Annotated in this window: 15 protein-coding genes and 1 pseudogene; 7 read left to right on the forward strand and 9 right to left on the reverse strand. The window is 66.3% G+C overall.

What is annotated here, in order from left to right; all coding sequences use genetic code 11:
• Positions 1–205: pseudogene (locus VGG47_RS05325) on the forward strand (hypothetical protein); the annotation flags it as partial.
• A gap of 377 nt (positions 206–582) precedes the next feature.
• Positions 583–1,815 (forward strand): outer membrane beta-barrel protein, encoded by a 1,233-nt coding sequence (locus VGG47_RS05330; protein ID WP_331536180.1) that lies wholly within the window; start codon positions 583–585, stop codon positions 1,813–1,815.
• Positions 1,816–1,963: 148 nt separating this feature from the next.
• On the opposite strand, the gene VGG47_RS05335 is transcribed toward VGG47_RS05330, so the two are convergent.
• From VGG47_RS05335 to VGG47_RS05355, 5 genes are read right to left on the reverse strand one after another with little or no spacing between them, the layout of a single operon-like run.
• Positions 1,964–2,368, reverse strand: a complete 405-nt coding sequence (locus tag VGG47_RS05335; protein WP_331536182.1) for a ketosteroid isomerase-related protein — start codon at positions 2,366–2,368, stop codon at positions 1,964–1,966.
• Positions 2,365–4,365 (reverse strand): hypothetical protein, encoded by a 2,001-nt coding sequence (locus VGG47_RS05340; RefSeq protein WP_331536184.1) that lies wholly within the window; start codon positions 4,363–4,365, stop codon positions 2,365–2,367. The genes VGG47_RS05335 and VGG47_RS05340 overlap by 4 nt, the downstream gene beginning before the upstream one ends.
• The gene (locus VGG47_RS05345; protein WP_331536186.1) at positions 4,362–6,971 is read right to left on the reverse strand and encodes a DUF4159 domain-containing protein; all 2,610 of its coding nucleotides are present in this window, start codon (positions 6,969–6,971) and stop codon (positions 4,362–4,364) included. Before VGG47_RS05345 ends, VGG47_RS05340 begins: the two co-directional genes overlap by 4 nt.
• Complete coding sequence (locus tag VGG47_RS05350; RefSeq protein WP_331536188.1) at positions 6,968–7,792, reverse strand: DUF58 domain-containing protein; 825 nt, start codon at positions 7,790–7,792, stop codon at positions 6,968–6,970. The genes VGG47_RS05345 and VGG47_RS05350 overlap by 4 nt, the downstream gene beginning before the upstream one ends.
• The gene (locus tag VGG47_RS05355) at positions 7,789–8,769 is read right to left on the reverse strand and encodes an AAA family ATPase (RefSeq protein WP_408841551.1); all 981 of its coding nucleotides are present in this window, start codon (positions 8,767–8,769) and stop codon (positions 7,789–7,791) included. Before VGG47_RS05355 ends, VGG47_RS05350 begins: the two co-directional genes overlap by 4 nt.
• A gap of 102 nt (positions 8,770–8,871) precedes the next feature.
• On the opposite strand from VGG47_RS05355, the gene VGG47_RS05360 reads away from it, so the two are divergent.
• Genes VGG47_RS05360 through VGG47_RS05370 form a run of 3 tightly spaced genes read left to right on the forward strand, consistent with a single transcriptional unit; the run spans position 8,872 to position 11,195 of the window.
• A complete protein-coding gene (locus VGG47_RS05360; RefSeq protein WP_331536190.1) occupies positions 8,872–9,423 on the forward strand; it encodes a DUF1285 domain-containing protein in 552 nt (183 codons plus the stop codon).
• 18 nt (positions 9,424–9,441) lie between these two features.
• Positions 9,442–10,005: a CoA pyrophosphatase gene (locus VGG47_RS05365; protein WP_331536193.1), complete on the forward strand. Its 564-nt coding sequence runs from the start codon at positions 9,442–9,444 to the stop codon at positions 10,003–10,005.
• Complete coding sequence (locus tag VGG47_RS05370; protein ID WP_331536196.1) at positions 10,002–11,195, forward strand: CCA tRNA nucleotidyltransferase; 1,194 nt, start codon at positions 10,002–10,004, stop codon at positions 11,193–11,195. Before VGG47_RS05365 ends, VGG47_RS05370 begins: the two co-directional genes overlap by 4 nt.
• 96 nt (positions 11,196–11,291) lie before the next feature.
• Here VGG47_RS05370 and VGG47_RS05375 read toward each other — a convergent pair whose 3' ends face one another.
• The 4 genes from VGG47_RS05375 to VGG47_RS05390 form a co-directional block, all read right to left on the reverse strand.
• On the reverse strand, positions 11,292–13,184 hold the full coding sequence (locus tag VGG47_RS05375; protein ID WP_331536256.1) for a potassium transporter Kup: 1,893 nt from the start codon (positions 13,182–13,184) through the stop codon (positions 11,292–11,294).
• Positions 13,185–13,248: 64 nt separating this feature from the next.
• The gene (locus tag VGG47_RS05380) at positions 13,249–14,016 is read right to left on the reverse strand and encodes a (Fe-S)-binding protein (protein ID WP_331536198.1); all 768 of its coding nucleotides are present in this window, start codon (positions 14,014–14,016) and stop codon (positions 13,249–13,251) included.
• Positions 14,013–15,116 (reverse strand): murein transglycosylase A, encoded by a 1,104-nt coding sequence (locus tag VGG47_RS05385; protein ID WP_331536200.1) that lies wholly within the window; start codon positions 15,114–15,116, stop codon positions 14,013–14,015. The genes VGG47_RS05380 and VGG47_RS05385 overlap by 4 nt, the downstream gene beginning before the upstream one ends.
• Before the next feature lie 4 nt (positions 15,117–15,120).
• Positions 15,121–15,795 (reverse strand): Tim44/TimA family putative adaptor protein, encoded by a 675-nt coding sequence (locus tag VGG47_RS05390; RefSeq protein WP_331536202.1) that lies wholly within the window; start codon positions 15,793–15,795, stop codon positions 15,121–15,123.
• 148 nt (positions 15,796–15,943) lie between these two features.
• On the opposite strand from VGG47_RS05390, the gene VGG47_RS05395 reads away from it, so the two are divergent.
• The gene (locus VGG47_RS05395) at positions 15,944–16,498 is read left to right on the forward strand and encodes a histidine phosphatase family protein (protein WP_331536204.1); all 555 of its coding nucleotides are present in this window, start codon (positions 15,944–15,946) and stop codon (positions 16,496–16,498) included.
• A 126-nt stretch (positions 16,499–16,624) separates the two neighbouring features.
• Positions 16,625–17,374: an N-formylglutamate amidohydrolase gene (locus tag VGG47_RS05400; protein ID WP_331536206.1), complete on the forward strand. Its 750-nt coding sequence runs from the start codon at positions 16,625–16,627 to the stop codon at positions 17,372–17,374.
• Positions 17,375–17,438 lie beyond the last annotated feature (64 nt).

Consider the following 17,438-nt stretch of genomic DNA (forward strand, 5'->3'; position numbering starts at 1 on the left):
GAAACAGCCGTTCCGGCGTGGCACCACGCAGGGGGCGGGCGGCGGGCTGGGTCTGGCGATCGTCGAGAAGATCATGGCGGAGCTGGGGGGGCGGCTGGAACTGGCATCGCCGGCCGAAGGCCGCATGGACGGGTTTGAGGCCCAGCTGTTTTTCCCGGCACAAGCCGAACCAACGGGGGCGGTCGGCGAGACTGTATCGGCGTGAAGAAGGCTACTTTTTGTGAACAAAAAGTAGCAAAAAAACTTTGTTAATCTGAGCCATGGGCTGTGTCGCCGACGACGCCCGTGGCCCAGCATAACCAAAAATTTTTGCGTCGCTTTTTTTAAAAAGCGACTGCTTTTCTTAATTTGAGAAGCCTGCCTGTTTCTTCATGGGGTTCTTGCCGTTTGTGACCTTTTCGCAACAGTTTTGCTGCAAAGCGGAAGGCTGTGAGCCTTTTGTCTGGCTCCGCCATTTTTTGGCACGTAGATTGCCGTTTAGTTATCACCAGATGACGTAAAATCAGGTTTTTGTCCTGATTTGTGACTGGTGGGGGTTATGTTTTAGGCAATCACGCGCAAAATGCGTATTCAGGAGGCAAAATGATTAATATGCGTCGGCAGTTGTTGGGATTGGGCGTGGTTGCCGCGTCCTCTCTCTTCGCCATCAATGCAGCGCACGCCTTGAACGGCCCCACGGCCATCCAGATCGACGGCGGCCCGCTCGGCACGCTGGAGCTGAGCGGTGGTGTGGACGGTTATGGTTATTACATCAGCGGCACGAACCGGTCGGACGAACCGGCCAGCGCTTCGGGCATTAAGGCCGATGGCTTCAATGTCGGCAGCGCCATCATTGAGCTGCAAAAGAACACCGGCGTGCTGCAGTTCACCCTCCAGGTGGGCTCCAACGGCGGCGCCACGACGCTCGGCGTGGCGCCGACACAGACCACCGTCAGCAATCTCTCGACCGGCCCGCTCTATGCCGGCTACCTCACCATCGCGCCGACCGGCTCGCCGTTCACCATCTCGGCCGGCATGATGCCCTCGCTGGAAGGCTATGAAACGGCCCTGGACTGGAGCAACCCCGATCAGCTCACCACCGCGATCTTCTTTGTGCAGAACCAGCAGAGCCAAGGCGTCACCCTGAACTACACCAAGGGCCCGATCAACGCCTCCGTGATGTTCGGTGACGGCTACAATACCGGCGTATTCAACTTCCTGCAGGCGCTGTTCACCTACACGATCAATTCTTCGAACGCCGTGAGCGTCTATTACGGCGGCAATCTCGGCCGTACCGGGGTGAACGCGAAGACCTATAGCGGCACCTGCAGTTATGGCAGCACCGCTACGGGCTGCTTCGGCACGGTGGGGACTTTTGGCGCCCAATTTGCGAACTCGCAGCTGATCGGCGGCTTCTACAGCTACACGATGGGCAACCTGAACCTGGTGCCGGAAGTGCAGTATCAGGTGGCCAAGGCGGACCAGCGGGTCGGCCTCGACAAAGAGAGCAGCAATTTCGGCGCGGCTTTGTTCGAAACCTACACGTTCGGCAAGTCGCCTTATTCGCTCGGCGGTTGGGTCGAGTATTTTGACTCGCACAACTCGGCGCAGGAAGCTTCGAATGGCGACTTCTGGCTCGTCGGTCCGAGCGCCGAGGCGATCGGCCTCTCGGTGGCGCCGACCTGGCAGTACAAGTACCTGTTCGCCCGCGCCAACGCCGGCTACCTGTACCTGCTGAACAACAAAGGGGCCGATGGCACCACGTTTGGCTACGGCGGCAAGGGTACTGGCCGCAGCAACTTCACCGGTACGCTCGAAGCCGGCGTCCTGTTCTAAGTCGCTAAAGAGAAGGCTACTTTCTGTGAACAAAAAGTAGTTTTCTGCTCCTTCGGGCCATGGGCGTTGTCTGTGACAAAGCCCATGGCCCAGCATAGCCAAAAGTTTTTGCGCCGCTTTTTTCAAAAAGCGGCTTCTTTCTTACACTTTAAGAAACCTGCGCCAGCCAGTCGGGCAGGTTGTAGTAGTTCGAGACGCGGCAGATTTTGTTGTCGCGCAGCGTGAAGAATGCGCCGGCGGGCAGAGTGTATTTCTGCCCATGGGCCGGCGGCAGGCCCTCTTGCGTTTGCAGATATTCGCCCTGCACCAGAAATTCGGCGGCGGCGCGGGTGCCGGACGCGTCGGAGAGGATCACGATGTCAGTGATCGTCTCTTTATAGCAACGGTTCATTTCCTTAAGGAAGGCGGCGAAAGCTTCCCTGCCGGTTTCCGTGCCGGACTGGTTGATGTCGTGGCGCACGTCATCGGTCAGCAGGTCGAGAAAGCCTGCGATGTCGCCGGCGTTGAAGGCGGCGTAATAGGCGGCGATGATTGCGTCGGTGGTGGTAGTCATGAAGAAGCTCCGTTTTCGCGCCACCATGCCGCAGTGATCAGGAGCAGGGCAACCAGCAGTGTCGGAAGGGGTGGCAGAAGCGGCAGGCTGGAGCTGCCGGTGATCTGCACAGCGTGCCGGGGGCTGAGCAGCGGGCCGAGTGCTGGGGTCGGGTTGCGGCCGAGCCAGACGATGTTGCGCGCGATGCCGCGCACTGCGGACGCGGTGGCGGCGAGGTCTTGGTATTCCTCGGGGTTTTCCGGTGACGCGACGGCATAGGCGGTGCGGCCGCTTTCGCTGACCTTCCAGACGCCGGTGCTGGCCTGCACCGGCAGCGTGGAGGTAAAGCGGCCCGGGGCGGTTTGCGTGAGCGGCAGGGTTTTGGTCCGTCCGTCCGGGAAGGTGACGGTGGCGTCGCCGGGGTAGGAGGGGTCAAGGGTTCGGCGATCGATGGTCAGGCGGTCATGGGTGATGGTGGCGGTGAGCGCCTCGGCCTCCAGCGCCGGTTCATGCAGGAACCAGTGCACGACGCGGCGCAGCAAGGGCAGAGCTGGGCCCGCATGCGCGCCGCCGCGCGTCCACAGCCAGAGCTGGTCGGAGAGCAGGATGCCGGTACGGCCCTTGCCGGCATTGCCCAGGATCAGCAGCGGCAGATTGTCGGCGCCCGTCATTAATACGCGGCTGCCGGGTGCGGGGGTAGCGGCTTCCATGCGCTCCCAGGGTTTAAGCGTCTGGCCGGCGAACGAGGCGGTCACCGGATGGCGCGCGCCGAGCGGGGTGATGGTGGGGGAAAAATTTTGCGTCACGGTGCCGGGGGCGGTTGGGATGGCGGGCAGGACCGGGCCCAAAGGCGAGCCGGCCAAGCTCTCCGGCCCGGCGAATTCTGGTCCGACCTCGGTCAGCAGCGCGCCGCCATTCTGCACGTAGGCGGCGATATTGGCGAGGTATTCCGCCGGCAGCAGGTCACTGGCGTTGAACTGGTCGAGGATGATCAGGTCGAACCTGCCGATGTCGGTCTCGAACAATTCGCGTACCGGAAAGGGCACCAAAGCGACGTCGCGCGGGTCGGCGTCGATCGGCTCGCCGGGCAGGCGCAGGATGGTGAAATGCACAAGCTGCACCGCCGGATCGGATTTGAGCAGCAGGCGCCAGGCGCGCTCGCCCTGGTTAGGGCTGCCGGAGACCAGCAGCACGTTGAGGCGCTTATGGATGCCGGTGAGGGTGAAGGCGGCCTGGTCGTTGATCGCGCTGACCGCGCCGGCGAGGGGGGGCGTGGAGGCGGCGATCACCACCGGGCCGGCATGGTGGATCGGTAGGCCGACGCTGAGCGGCTGGCCGACGACCGCCGCCGCGGTGGCCACCGGTTGGCCGTCTTCGGTCACGGTGACGGGGACGATGGTGCCGGCATCATCGGCGCCGTGATCGAACACGGTGAGGCGTAACGACACGGTCTGGCCGACCAGGCCGAAGGAAGGGGCGTTGTCGAGCCGCAACTCGCGATCGGTCTCGGGGCCGGAGGCGGTCAGCAGGGCGGAGAACGGGGTGTCACGCGGCAAACCGGCGGCATCGGAGATTTCCCCATCGGTGATGGCGATGATGCCGGCCAGTTGGTCGGGCTGGATGTTGGCCAGCGCTTGATGCAAGGCGGGAAGGATCTGTGTGCCGCCGCTCGTCACGGGCGGGATGTCGGCGACGATCAGCCGCGTCGCATCGGTCTGCCCGGCGCTGGCCTGCAAGGCGGCGAGCGCGCGGTCGGCCATTTCGTGACGCGTGCCGAGATCCATCGAGGCGGACTGGTCGACCAGCACGAGTGCGACATCGGGGAGCTTCTGCGTGGTGTTTTCGGTCCAGCGCGGGCCCGCCAGGGTGATGGCAAGCACGGCGAATCCCGCGAGTCGCAGCAGCCCGCCGCGGCGGCGCGTGGCCAACGCCAGCAGGCAGGGCAGCAGCGTGAGCACGGCGAGTGTGGCGATCACCGGCCAGGGCAGCAGCGGGCTGAAGGTGAGGTGGGCGATCATGGCTGCAACTGGTCCAGCAAGGCCGGCGCGGAATTCTGGTCGGCCTTGTAGCTGCCGGTAAGGGCATAGATCACCAGGTTGATGCCGAAACGCTCGGCGATGAGGCGTTGCGCCTCGCCGTCGGGGAGCGGCATTTGTTCCCCGTTGCCGGAGGCATCGTGCGCCCAGGCGCCGGCCCAGTCGTTCTGGCCGACGATGAGGGGGGTGACGTCGTCGGCATCGCGCCCGGAAGCGGTGGCGATCAGCACGGGGGCGCCGGCGAAACGGCCGGGGAAATCGGGAATGACGTAGAAATCATGCGCCAGCACGTTGGCGGTGGTGAGCTTCTCCAAAGGCGGCAGGTTGAGGCAGGCGGTGTCGTGGGCGAAGGTTGTCGCGGCGCCGTCGGCGAAGCCGGCGCCCGAGCCGGGAGCGCCGGCATCGCCGCCCTGGGTGTCGATCACCAGCAGCCCGCCATGGCTCATATAATCGCTAAGCGCGCTGCAGGCGGCGGGGATCAGCGGCGGTGCGCCGGGCACGAGCGGCCAGTAGATCAGCGGGTAGAGGCTGAGATCGTCGCTGCCGGGGGTGAGGGCGGCGGGCGGGCCGAGCGTCACCGAGGTATGCGCGGAGACCGAGGCTGAAAGAGACGTCAGCGCGTCGGCTGAGAGCTTGTCGGTGGCCGGATCGTTCGTGAGGATATAGCCGAGCTCGGTCTGCAGCGCGGCATTTTGCGCGTGAGCTTGCCCAGGCAGGCCAAGCGCGAGCAGGACCAGAAAGCTGAAGCGGCGGAACGGCATCGCACCGCGCCAGGCGAGCGAGATCAGCAGGTCCAGGGCGAAGAGCAGCATCGCGCCGGCGATCAGGTCGGGGCCGAGGCGCTGCGGCGGGGTGGCGTCGCCGAGCGGCTGCGCGCCGTTCAAGCGGGCGGCGATCGGTGATGGGACGTGCGGGCTGAGATTGAGCGCGATCGCGCCGTCGCCGGTGCCGTACAGGCCGGGCGGCTGGGCGGCGGAGATTGTGGCGGTGTCGCGCTGCGCCGGCGTCAGCGCCGCGGCCGCGGTGGGGGCGGTGAGCGTGCCGAACGCGTTCAGCACGGCGCTGAGTGGCTGGGCCGTGCCGCCGGCGGATGCAGCATTTCTGCTCAGGCCCGTCAGCCGGAGCAGGAGCTCAGGATAGAGGCCGGAGAGCACGAGATTGGACCAGTCGGCGTTGGCGGAGGTGAGGATGTTCACCAGCGTGCCGCGGCCGATTGTTTTGCCGAGGATCAGCGGCGTGCCGTCGTTGAGGGAAGCCCAGACCGTGGCGGGGTCGAGACCGGCCGGGTCAGCCAGGATCTGGCGGGAGACGGTGATTTTGGGGTCCAGAGTCAGGCCGGCGAAGGGGCTGGCGGCGGGGAAGGGGGCGAGGGTTTCCGGCGTCGTCCAGCTCAGCGCGCCGCCGAGCCGGCGGTCGCCGCGCAGCAGCGGGTCGGCGGTCAGCGTGTCGGGCAGGTCGCCGGTTTGTGGCCCGGCGAAGCGCACCAGCATGCCGCCCCCCTCGACATAGAGCCGGGCTTCGTCCTGTTCGGCGGCGGAGAGCGGCGTGTCGGTGAGAAAGATCAGGCCAGCATGCGCGGCGATGAGTTGCGGCAATGTCCCGGTGGTGATGCGGGTGGAAGCCGGGAGGGCGCGGCGCAGGTAATAGAGTGTGCCGAGAAAGGGCGTTTCGGCATTGGCGCTGCGCGTGTCGAGCCCGGCGAGGGTGGTGTGCAGGGCCGAATCGGTGAGGGCGGTGCCCCCCGCGGTCTGGCTGCCGGCCAGCACCAGCCGGGCGATGCGGTTCTGCAGGCTGGGCGGCAAGGAAAATGCGGCATCGCCGGAGGGGCGAAAAGATTGCCGGGCGAGGACTGCGCCGGTCGCGGTTTCCGCGAGCACAGGCTGGTCGCCGGGATCGGAAAAGGCGTGCACGGTGAGGCTGCCATTGGGCCCGAGTGCTGGCGTGCCGAGCAGCGGCGGCAGCGTGAAGGGAGTGAGGATGCGGGTCGGGTGCAGCGCCTGGAGAAAGACGGAAAAACCATCGCCGCTGATGCCGTCGGCGAGATAGAAGCGCGTGCTCTCGGGTGCTGCGCGCAGGATGGCGGCGGCGGCCAGCCGGTCGCTGGGCCAGGGTTGCGGCTGCAGCGCGGCGAGACGGTGCGCGGCGGTGGCGGCGTCGGTGACATGGGGGGGGGCGAGCGGGGCGTTGGTGGCGTCGCGCGCGGTGGCGAACAAGGCGACGCCGCGATTCTGCGTCTGGGCGGCGGCGATGACGCGCTGCGCGGCGGCGGTGAGTTGCGGCCAGGACGCGGCGGCGGCCCAGCCGTTGTCGATGACCAGCAGCACCGGGCCGCTGCCGGGCAGGGTCGGCGGCGGGCGCAGCGTGGGGCCAGCGAAGCCGATGATGAGCAAAGCGGTGGCGAGCAGGCGCAGCAGCAGCAGCCAGAGCGGCAGGCGGCTCGGTGTCCGCTCGGCGTCGGGCAGGCCGCGCAGCAGGGCGATCGGCGGGAAGCGCAGCCGGCGCGGCGCCGGCGGGGTGAGGCGCAGGATGAAATACAAAGCCGGCAGCGCCGCCAGGGCCGCGAGCGCCAGGGGGGCGGCGAAGATCATCGGCGCAGCAACGCGTTGTACATGGCGGCCAGCGCCTGGGCGGGGGGATGGTCGGTGCGGTGGAACAGCGGCGTCTGGCCGGCCACCATAGCGGCGCGGGCGACGTTTTCGCGCTGCGCGGTGAGGCGCGTGCGATAGGTCTCCGCCCAGCTTTCCGCATGGGCCGCTTCAAGCTCTGGCTCGCGCGAAAAACCTTCGAACAGGATGCGGCCGCGATAGGGAAAATCGCATTCGGCGGGATCGAGGATCTGCATCACCGCGCCGCCGGGCTGGCGCGCGAAGCCGGGATTGGGGACGAGAAAATCGCCAAACACGACGCGGCGGGATCTTTGGTCCGGGTCGGCTTCGGCCGCGCCGGACCCGCCGAGCAGGGCCGCGGCGATCGCGGGCAAAGCGCGGGAGCCGCTGAGCGGATTGGTGCGGCCGTAGAGGGAGACGCGCTCGCCGGTGCGCAACAGGATCGCGCTCAGAGCGAGCAGCAATAGGGAGGCGCGCTCGCGCTTGGTCGGCAAGGTCTTGTCGCTGGCGAAAGTGAGGCTCGGCGTGTCCTGCAATTGCAAGGAGAGGCTGGCCTGCGCCTCCCATTCGCGCTCTTTCAGATAGAGGCGGTCGCCGCGGGCGCTGCGCCGCCAGTCGATGCGCCGTGCGTCGTCGCCGTCGCGGAAATCGCGGAACTGCCAGAACGTGTCGCCGGGGCCGGCGCGGCGGCGGCCATGCAGGCCCGGGGCGGCGACGAAGGCGAGGCGTTCAGCGGCGAGGATGAGTTTGGGCAGGCCCTCGGCCAGCGCCTGCGCGTCCAGCAGCGTTTTCGGGGCGCTCAAAGCTGGGCGACGAGCCTTTGGATCAGGCTGTCGAGATCTTGGCCGGCGGCGCGCGCGGTGAAGGTGAGGGACATGCGGTGGCGCAAAGCCGGCGCGGCGAGGGCGGCGACGTCGTCGACGCTGGGGGCCAGGCGGTTGTCGAGCAAGGCCCGGGCGCGCACCGCCAGCATCAGCGCTTGCGCGGCGCGCGGGCCGGGGCCCCAGGAAAGGTCGTTGCGCAGCTCCGGCAAAGAGGGGCTTTCCGGCCGGGCGCCGCGCACCAGGCCGAGAATCGCGTCCACCACCGAGGCGCCGATCGGCATGGCGCGCACCAGGCGCTGGGCTTCCAGCAGTTCTGCGGCGGTCATGACCTGCAGCGGCGTCGCCCTTGTGGTGCCGGTGGTGGCGATCAGCATCGCCCGTTCATCCTCGGCGCTGGGATAGTCGATGCGGATGTCGAGCAGGAAGCGGTCGAGCTGCGCTTCGGGCAGCGGATAGGTGCCCTCCTGCTCGAGCGGGTTCTGCGTGGCGAGCACATGGAAGGGGGTGGAGACCGGGCGGTTGCTGCCGGCCACCGCGACATGGCCCTCGGCCATGGCCTGCAGCAGCGCCGACTGGGTGCGCGGGCTGGCGCGGTTGATCTCGTCGGCCATCAGCAGTTCGGTGAAGACCGGGCCGGGGATGAAGCGGAAGCGGCGGCCTTCGGGCGTGTCGTCGAGCACCTCGCTGCCGAGAATGTCCGAGGGCATGAGGTCGGGCGTGAACTGGATGCGCTGGCTGGCGAGGCCGAGCACCACGCCGAGTGTTTCCACCAGCCTGGTCTTGCCGAGGCCGGGCACGCCGGTGAGCAAAGCATGGCCGCCGCTGAACAGGGCGATCAGGGTCTGCTCCACGACCGCCTGCTGGCCGATGATCACCTGGCCGACCGCGTCACGCGCGGCCTGGGCGGCGTGCATCGCGATATCCAGTCTTTCGTGAATTGTCGTGGCATCAGCCATATGAACTTGCTTGCCCATTTGATTGCCTTGTGATGCTACCTATATCTCGGGCGGTTTAAAACATCGGTGGCAAGGAAAAGCGCGATTGTGACTGAAAGGGGGATGCGAAGCAGCTCGACGGCCGACCCCGCGAAGTGCGTTGTCGATTGTGGAGATCTGCCGTTCGTCATCAGGCGCGATGGCACCTGGTTGTATCGCGGCAGCCCGATCGCCCGGAAGCCGATGGTGTGTCTGTTCTCGACCGTGTTGCAGCGCGAGGAGGATGGTGCCTACCTGCTGGAAACGCCGGCGGAGCGCGGGCGGATCGAGGTGGAAGACGTGCCGTTCGTGGCGGTCGAGCTGGAATGGTGCGGCCAGGGCAGCGGTCAGACCCTGTGTTTTCGCACCAATGTGGACCAGTGCATCACCGCTGGCCCTGAGCATCCGATCCGCATCAGGCATGATTTGCTGAACTGCGAGCCCACGCCGTATCTTCATGTGCGCGATGGCAAGGGCAAATTTCCGATCGAGGCGCGGATCAACCGCGCGACTTATTACGAGCTGGTGGCGTTGGCCGAGCCCGGCATGGTGCGCGGGCGCAAAGTGCTGGGCGTGTGGAGCGGCGGGGTGTTCTTTTCGCTCGGCGATCTGTCATCCTGCGACGCGACGAAATAATTTTACTGAAGGGTTGAAATGATGGACGCGGCGGCGTTGCGGCGCCTGTTGCCGCCGGGGTTGGCGCATAATGCCCTGGCGGCGGCGGCGAACCGGCCGGCGGCGGTGCTGGTGGCGCTGGAGCCGGGGCGCGGCGTGTGGCTGACACGGCGCAGCGCACGGATGAGCGCGCATGCCGGGCAGGTGTCGTTTCCCGGCGGCAAGATCGAGCCGGGGGACGCCTCGGTGGAGGCGGCGGCCCTGCGGGAGGCGGCCGAGGAGATCGGCCTGGATCCGGCGCAGGCGGAAATTCTCGGGCGGATGGACGACTTCATCACCGGCACCGGGTTTCATATTTCGCCGGTGATCGCGCTGGTGCCGCAGGGGGTGCGCTTCACCCCGGATCCGCACGAGGTCGAGGAGGTGTTCTGCCTGTCCTTCGCGGCGCTGCTGGACCCTGCTTTGCCGCAGCCGCGGCACGCCGTGCGGCGCGGGGCTGCCTATAAATTCTGGGTGTGGCCGCATGAGGAGCACGTGATCTGGGGTGCGACGGCGCGGATTTTGCTGAATTTGGCGCAGCGACTGCGGGGGGCGGCGGCATGATCGCGCTGCCGGGCATGGCGGCGCTGTGGGCGGCATTGCCCGAGGCACGGATGGTCGGCGGCGCGGTGCGCGACATGCTGGCCGGCTGCGACGTGGCGGATGTGGATTTCGCCGTGCCGCTGCCGCCGGAGACGGTGATGGCGCGGGCGCGGGCGGCGGGGCTGAAGGTGGTCCCGACCGGGATCGCGCATGGCACGGTGACCGTGGTGACGCCGGACCACAGTTTCGAGGTGACCAGCCTGCGGCGGGATGTGGAGACCGACGGCCGTCATGCCGTGGTGGCGTTTGTCGATGACTGGGAGCTCGATGCCAGCCGGCGGGATTTCACCATCAACGCCATGTCGGCGGTGCAGGATGGTACCGTGTTCGACTATTTTGGCGGGCGGGAGGATCTGGCGGCGGGAAGGGTGCGCTTTGTCGGCGCGGCGGCGGCGCGGATCGAGGAGGATTTTTTGCGGATCTTCCGCTTCTTCCGGTTTTTCGCGCGCTACGGACGCGGCGCGCCCGATGCGGATGCGGTGGCGGCCATCATTCTGCGTCGGGACGGTGTCATAAACCTGTCGGCCGAGCGCGTGTGGAGCGAACTTAAGCGGATTCTTTCCACTCCAGATCCGCATGTGGCCGTGCGGTTGATGCAACAGACGGGGGTGCTGGATCTGGTAATCCCGGACGTTGATTTGCGCCGCTTCGAGTTTCTTGTCCGCCAAGGTGCCCCAAATCTTCTGCTCCTCCGGGTTGCGGCGCTGCTATTGGGCGGAGAAGGAGCAAAAGAATTCGCCGCGCGGTGGCGGCTGAGCAAGGCGGAAGAGGCCGAGCTGGTGGCGCTGAGCAGGCCGAATGCACTGGCGCCGAGCGCTTCGGATGACGATTTGCGGCGCGCCTTGGAAGCGGAACCGGCGGAGATCCTTGCCGGGCGGACCTGGTTGGCGCTGGGCGCGGACTGGGCGCCACTCCGGACCCGGCTCGCGGCGACGAAGAGGCCGGTTTTTGCGCTCCAGGGGCGCGACCTGCAGGCGCTCGGGCTGAGGCCGGGACCGTCAATGGGCGCCGCGCTGAAGCGCGTGCATGAATGGTGGCGCCAAGGCGGCTGTGTCGCCGATGCGGAGGCGTGCCGGAATTATGCGCGAGAGCTTGTAAGTGAAGAGAAGGCTACTTTTTGTGAACAAAAAGTAGCAAAAAAACTTCATTAATTTGGGCCATGGGCGTTGTCGCCAACACCGCCCATGACCCAGCATAGCCAAAAGTTTTTGCGCCGCTTTTTTCAAAAAGCGGCTACTTTTTTGCCCTTAAATCGCGATCCGAACGCCGAGTTCGACCACGCGGTCGCTGGGGATACGAAAGAATTCCGTCGCCGACACGGCGTTGCGGGCCATGAACAGGAACAGCGCGCGGCGGATGAAGCGCAGTTTCGGCACCGAGGCGGGGACCACGGTTTCGCGGCCGAGGAAATAGCTGGTCTGCATCGGCTTGAACTCGATGCCTTTGGTGGTCAGGCTTTCCAGGCCGCGCGGCACGTTCGGGCTTTCCATGAAGCCGTAATTGAGGGTGATCTTATAGATGCCGGGGGCGGCTTCCTCGACATTGGCGCGCTGGTCCGGTGCCGCTTGCGGCACGTCGAGATTACGCACGGTGACGAAGAACACCTGCTCGTGCAGCACCTTGTTGTGCTTGAGGTTGTGCAGCAGGGCGTTCGGCACGAAGTCGAGATTGCCGGTCAGGAACACGGCGGTGCCGGGGACGCGCAGGATGCGCGATTGCGGGAGGCGGGCGAGGAACGAGGCCAGCGGCAGGCTGTCCTGGGTCCAGCGCGCGACGATCAGGCCGCGGCCGCGCCGCCAGGTGGTCATGACCAGGACCAGCATCAGGCCGATGGCGAGCGGCACCCAGCCACCGTCGAAGAATTTCAGCGTGTTCGAGGTGAAGAAAGCGAGATCAACGAAGCCGAAGAAGCCGAACACGGTGAGGGTGGTACCGCGCGACCAGCCGAACTGGCGGCGGAACACGGCCATGGCGAGGATATTCGTGCACAGGAACGTGCCGGTGACGGCGATGCCATAGGCCCAGGCCAGGGCGTCGCTGGTCTTGAAGGCGAGCACCAGCAGCACCACGCCGAGTGCCAGCAAGGCGTTGACCTGCGGCACGTAGATCTGGCCTTCCTCGGTCTTGCTGGTGTGGCGGACCTCCATGCGCGGGAACAGGCCGAGCTGGATGCATTGCCGTGCCATCGAGAAGGCGCCGGTGATGACCGCTTGGCTCGCGATGATGGTGGCGAGTGTGGAGAGCACGACCAGCGGCAGCTGCATGGCGTGCGGGGCGAGGTTGTAGAACGGGTTGCTGATCGCGCTCGGCTTGGCGACGATCAGGGCGCCCTGGCCGAAATAGTTCAGCAGCAGGCAGGGCAGGACGAACCAGGTCCAGGCGACGCGGATCGGGCGGCGGCCGAAATGGCTCATATCGGCGTACAAGGCTTCGGCGCCGGTGACGGCCAGCACCACCGCGCCCAGCGCGATGAAGGCCAGAAACGCATGGCGTATGATGAAGTGCAGGCCGTAGGCCGGAAACAGCGCTTGCAGCACAAACGGGTGCCGGATGATTTGCAGCAGGCCCAGGATGCCGATGACCAGGAACCAGACGGTCATGATCGGGCCGAAGGCGCGGCCGATCGATCCGGTGCCACGGCTCTGCGAGAGGAACAGCGCGATGATGACCACCAAAGCGATGGGATCGACCGCCGAGCTGAACGCGGGGGAGACGACTTCCAGCCCGGCGACGGCGGAGAGCACGGAGATGGCCGGGGTGATCATGCCGTCGCCGAAGAACAATCCGGCGCCGATGATGCCGACGATGCCGAGCGTGGCACGGGTGGAATCCGAGCGCGCGACGCGCTGCGCCAGGGCCATGAGGGCGAGGATACCGCCCTCGCCGTGATTGTCGGCGCGCATCACGAAGGTGACGTATTTGAGCGTGACGGTGATGATCAGCGCCCAGAAGATCAGCGAGAGCACGCCGAAGATATCGTCGTATCGCAGACCGGTCTTGGTGAAATAGGCGAGGCTCGCCTGCAGGGCGTAAAGCGGGCTGGTGCCGATATCGCCGTAAACCACGCCCAGCACGCCCAGCAGCGCGCCAAGACGCAGGCGTTCGTGCGGGCCTTTATGTGTCGGTGAAAGCACGTTCACACGGGCCAAACTGTCGCCATAGGGGCGAGGCTTTAAAGGGTTGCGGCTTGCCTCGCAAGGGAGGTCACCCGGCCGGCTTGCCGATGGCGGCCAAGTCGCGGGTCATGCCCGCGAGGACTTCGGCGACGTGGCGGACTTCTACGGCTGCGCCGTCGCGCGACAGGCGGCCGGCCATGTTCAGCAGGCAGCCCATGTCGCCGGCGAGCAGGAGTTGAGCTTCGGTGGCTTCGATGTCGGCGGCTTTTTCCGCCACCATGCGTGTCGAGATGTCGGGATATTTAACGCAGAACGTGCCGCCGAAGCCGCAGCAGATTTCCGGCTCGGTCATCTCGGTGAGGGTGAGGCCGGGGACGGCGCTGAGCAAGGTGCGGGGCTGGGTTTTGACGCCGAGTTCGCGCAGGCCGGCGCAGGAATCGTGATAGGTGGCGGTGACCGGCAGCGGCGGCGGGGTGGGGGTGAATTTCATGACGTCGACCAGGAACGAGGTCAGCTCGTAGGTTTTCGCGGCGAGCTGGTCGGCCTTGGCGCGCAGGTTGGGGTCGTCGTCGAACAGATGCGGCATGTGCTTGGCGAGCATGCCGCCGCAGGAGCCGGACGGGACCACGATATAGTCATAGGCGGAGAAGGCGGTGATGAGGCCGGCGGCGAGGTCGCGCGCGGTGGCGCGGTCGCCGGCATTGTAGGCGGGCTGCCCGCAACAGGTCTGGGCGCGGGGCACCTCCACGGTGCACCCCGCCGCCTCCAGCAGCGCGATGCTGGCGAAGCCGACGCTGGGACGGTGCAGATCGACGAGGCAGGTGACGAACAGGGCGACGCGGGGTTTTGCGGTCATGTTGTGGGGGCCTGCCTTGGCATGAGGACGTACAGGTCGCCGGCCTGCTGCATGCGCCCGGCCGTGGCTCCGGCTTGTGGTCCGGCGCCGAAGTACAGATCCGCCGCCGCCGCGCCGTGGATGCCGCCGCCGGTATCCTGGGCGATGGTGAGACGGTCGAGCGGGGCGTTCGTGAGCGGGTCGGTGGTGGTGATGTAGACCGGCATGCCGAGCGGGATGACGGCCCGGTCGACGGCCAGGGAGCGGCCGGCGGTGAGCGGGACGCCGAGGGCGCCGGGCGCCCCCTCATTTTCCGGCAGGCCGCCAAGCGGTTTGAGGAACACGTAGCGCGTGTTCTGCTCCATGATCCCCTGCGCCTGATCGGGATGCGCCTTCAGCCAGGCGGAGATGCTCTGGTAGCTGACATTGTCGGCGGCGAGGTCGCCGTCCTGCACCAGGATGCGGCCGATCGGCGTGTAGGGCTGGCCGTTCTGGCCGTCGAAGCCGACGCGCAGCGTATGGCCGTCGGGCAGGAGGATGCGGCCGGCGCCCTGGATCTGCAGCATGAATGCGTCGACCGGGTCGCTCAGATAGGCGGTGACTGGCACCTTGTTGGCGAGCGCGTGATTGTCGATCGCGGCGCGCGGCAGGTCGGCGAGCGCGGGCAAAGCCGGGTGCGCGTAGAGCGGCACGGTATAGCCGCGTTCGCGGTTCTCCGAGCCGGGATATTCCGGCTCGAAATAGCCGGTGATCAGCGCCCCGCCCTGGATGCGGTAGGCCGTGAAGTTGGTCTGGAAAAAAGTCTGCGCCGCGGCTTCGTCACCTGGGGTGGCATCTTCGGCGGCGTTGCAGGCGTTCTGCCAGAGCCCGGCCTGGCCGGCCCACTGGGCCAGAACGCCGGCGCCGCCGAGCGACTGGTCGGCCGGCATGCGGTTGATGGTGCGGCAGCTCTGCACGAAGGTCGCGAGGGCGGCGGCGTGATCGTCCGTGGTCCAGCCGGGCAGCTTGGAGAGGGCGACCTCGGAGACCGCCGGGCCGCCGGGCAAGGTGGCGAGGTTGCCGGTATTGGGCATGGCGCAGCCGGCGAGGAACAAAGCGGGGAGGAGCCAGGAATAGCGCATGGGATCAGCCGTTGCGCGCCGAGGCCAGGCGCCAGGTCGGCTCCCGGTTCTTCAGGTTGCGCTCGAAGGTCCAGAGATCGGTGAGTTCGGTGACGGCTTCGGTGCCGACCGGGGTGCCGTTGGCGTCCAGGGGGAGGTTGACCTGGTCGGAGGTGAAGCGGACGATCACCGCCGCCTGGTCGCCGACCAGCTGCGCGTCCTCGATGGTGGCGGAGAGAATCGCCTTGATGTCCGTGCGCTGGCGCTGGTTGGCCGCCTCGCGCGCGGCGATGGCGGTGTCGAAGGTGTGGAACACGCTGTCGGTAAGCAGGTTTTGCAGCGTCGGGCGGTCGCCGGCGGCGAAGGCGGTGACGATCATGCGGAAGGCGGTTTCGGCCTGGTCGAGGAATTTCGGCGGGTCGAACTGGGCGTCGCGGTTGACGATCTGCATCAGCCGTTCCCCCAGCGGCGAGCGCGGGTCCGGCACGGCGCGGCTGGCTTCGGGCGGCAAAGCGCGGCCTTCGATGACCGGCCCGTTATTGAAGCCCGGCATCTGGCCGGGCGGGACCGGCGGCTTCTCGAAGCCGAGGCGCTTGCCCAGCACGCTGCGCAGGCGCAGCACCAGGAACACCGCGATGGCGGCGAAGATGACCAGCGCGACCGGGAAATCGCCAAGACCCTGAAATATGTTTGGCTGCAAGCGAACCTCTAACTGATTGATAGTGCCCTGTTCCGGCGCGCAGGCGGTTGAACCGGCGGGGAACAGGCCTTAATCCCATTATGACTCTTAGCTGACATACGTCGATGCCGGCGATGCGGCAACTCAGGCCAAGTCTGAAGGACTCTCCATGTTTCTGCTGCGGCACGGGCAAAGCTATTTCAACCTGCATTATACCGAGACGCGGGTGGATCCGGGAATCGAGGATCCGGAGCTGACGCCTCTGGGGCGCGCCCAAGCGCAGGCGGCGGCTTTGGGGCTGGCGGAGACGCGGCTGACGCGGATCATCGTCTCGCCCTATATGCGGGCTTTGCAGACCGCCGAGCCGTTTCTGGCGACCCATGATGTGCCGGTGCAGGTGATGCACGAGGTGCGGGAGCGGACCGCGTTCGTGTGCGATATCGGCAGCCCGCCGGACCGGCTGGCGGTGCGCTTCCCGCAGCATGATTTCTCGCATCTGCCGGCGTGCTGGTGGCATGAGGGGACCGAAAGCGTCGCCGAGATCACCGTGCGGGCGGCATCGTTCCGCGAGATGATGATGGCCCAGGCGGACAGCGCGACGACGCTGCTGGTGAGTCATTGGGCCTTTATCCTGGCGTTCACCGGGATTTCGGTCGGCAATGGGCAGTTTCTGGAATATGACCCGCATGGCCCGGCCCCGTCGGAAATCGTCTGGCGGCCTTAGAGCATGATTGCTTTACATCAATCATGCTCTAAGCATTTTTGCACGAGCGATTCCATCGCTCAATCGAACCGCTGAGCGTTTCGATTTCAAGCGATATCGCTCTCGAGAAGGGATTGCACGACATTGTTGGATGAGGACGAAAAATCGGTTTTCACCGTGGTGAATCCGGACGGAAAAAGCCGTTTTCTGCTGACAGCGGATCATGCGGGGCGAGAAATTCCGCGGGCGCTGGGGGGGCTGGGCGTGAGTGCGGCGGATATGGAGCGGCATATCGCCTGGGATATCGGCATCGCGGGGGTGACGCGGCGCCTCGCGGCGGCGCTGGATGCCACGGCGATCCTGCAGACCTATTCGCGCCTGGTGGTCGATTGCAACCGGCCGCCCAGCGTGCCGAGCGCGTTTCCGGAGGTGAGCGAGTCGACGACCATTCCCGGCAATCTCGGTCTGACCGCGGCGCAGAAATTGGCGCGCCAACAGGCGATTTTCGACCCGTATCATGCCGAGATCGCGCGGCTGATCGCGGCCCGGCGCGAACAACCGATCTACGTGGCGATGCATAGTTTCACGCCGGTCTATTTCGAGGTGGCGCGGGGGATGCACGTGGCGGTGCTGTATAACCGCACCCCGCGCCTGTCGCACGCGCTGGCGGCGCTGTTGCGGCGGGAGAGCGTGCTCGTGGTGGAGGAGAACAAGCCGTACCGCGTGACCGATGAGACCGATTTCGGTGTTCCGGTGCATGCCGAGCGCGCGGGGCTTGATTATTTAGAAATTGAAATCAGACAGGATTTGATACGAAATCAAAACGGGCAGGCAGAATGGGCGGCACGGCTGGCGCGGCTGCTGCCGCTGGCTGAAGAGGCGGTAAAAAGGGGGTAGGCGCTGACGGCCTTCGCGGAGAGAAGAAAGCAGCCGCTTTTTGAAAAAAGCGGCGCAAAAACTT

It is taken from the genome of Acidocella sp. (assembly GCF_036489515.1).
Classification (GTDB): Bacteria; Pseudomonadota; Alphaproteobacteria; order Acetobacterales; family Acetobacteraceae; genus Acidocella.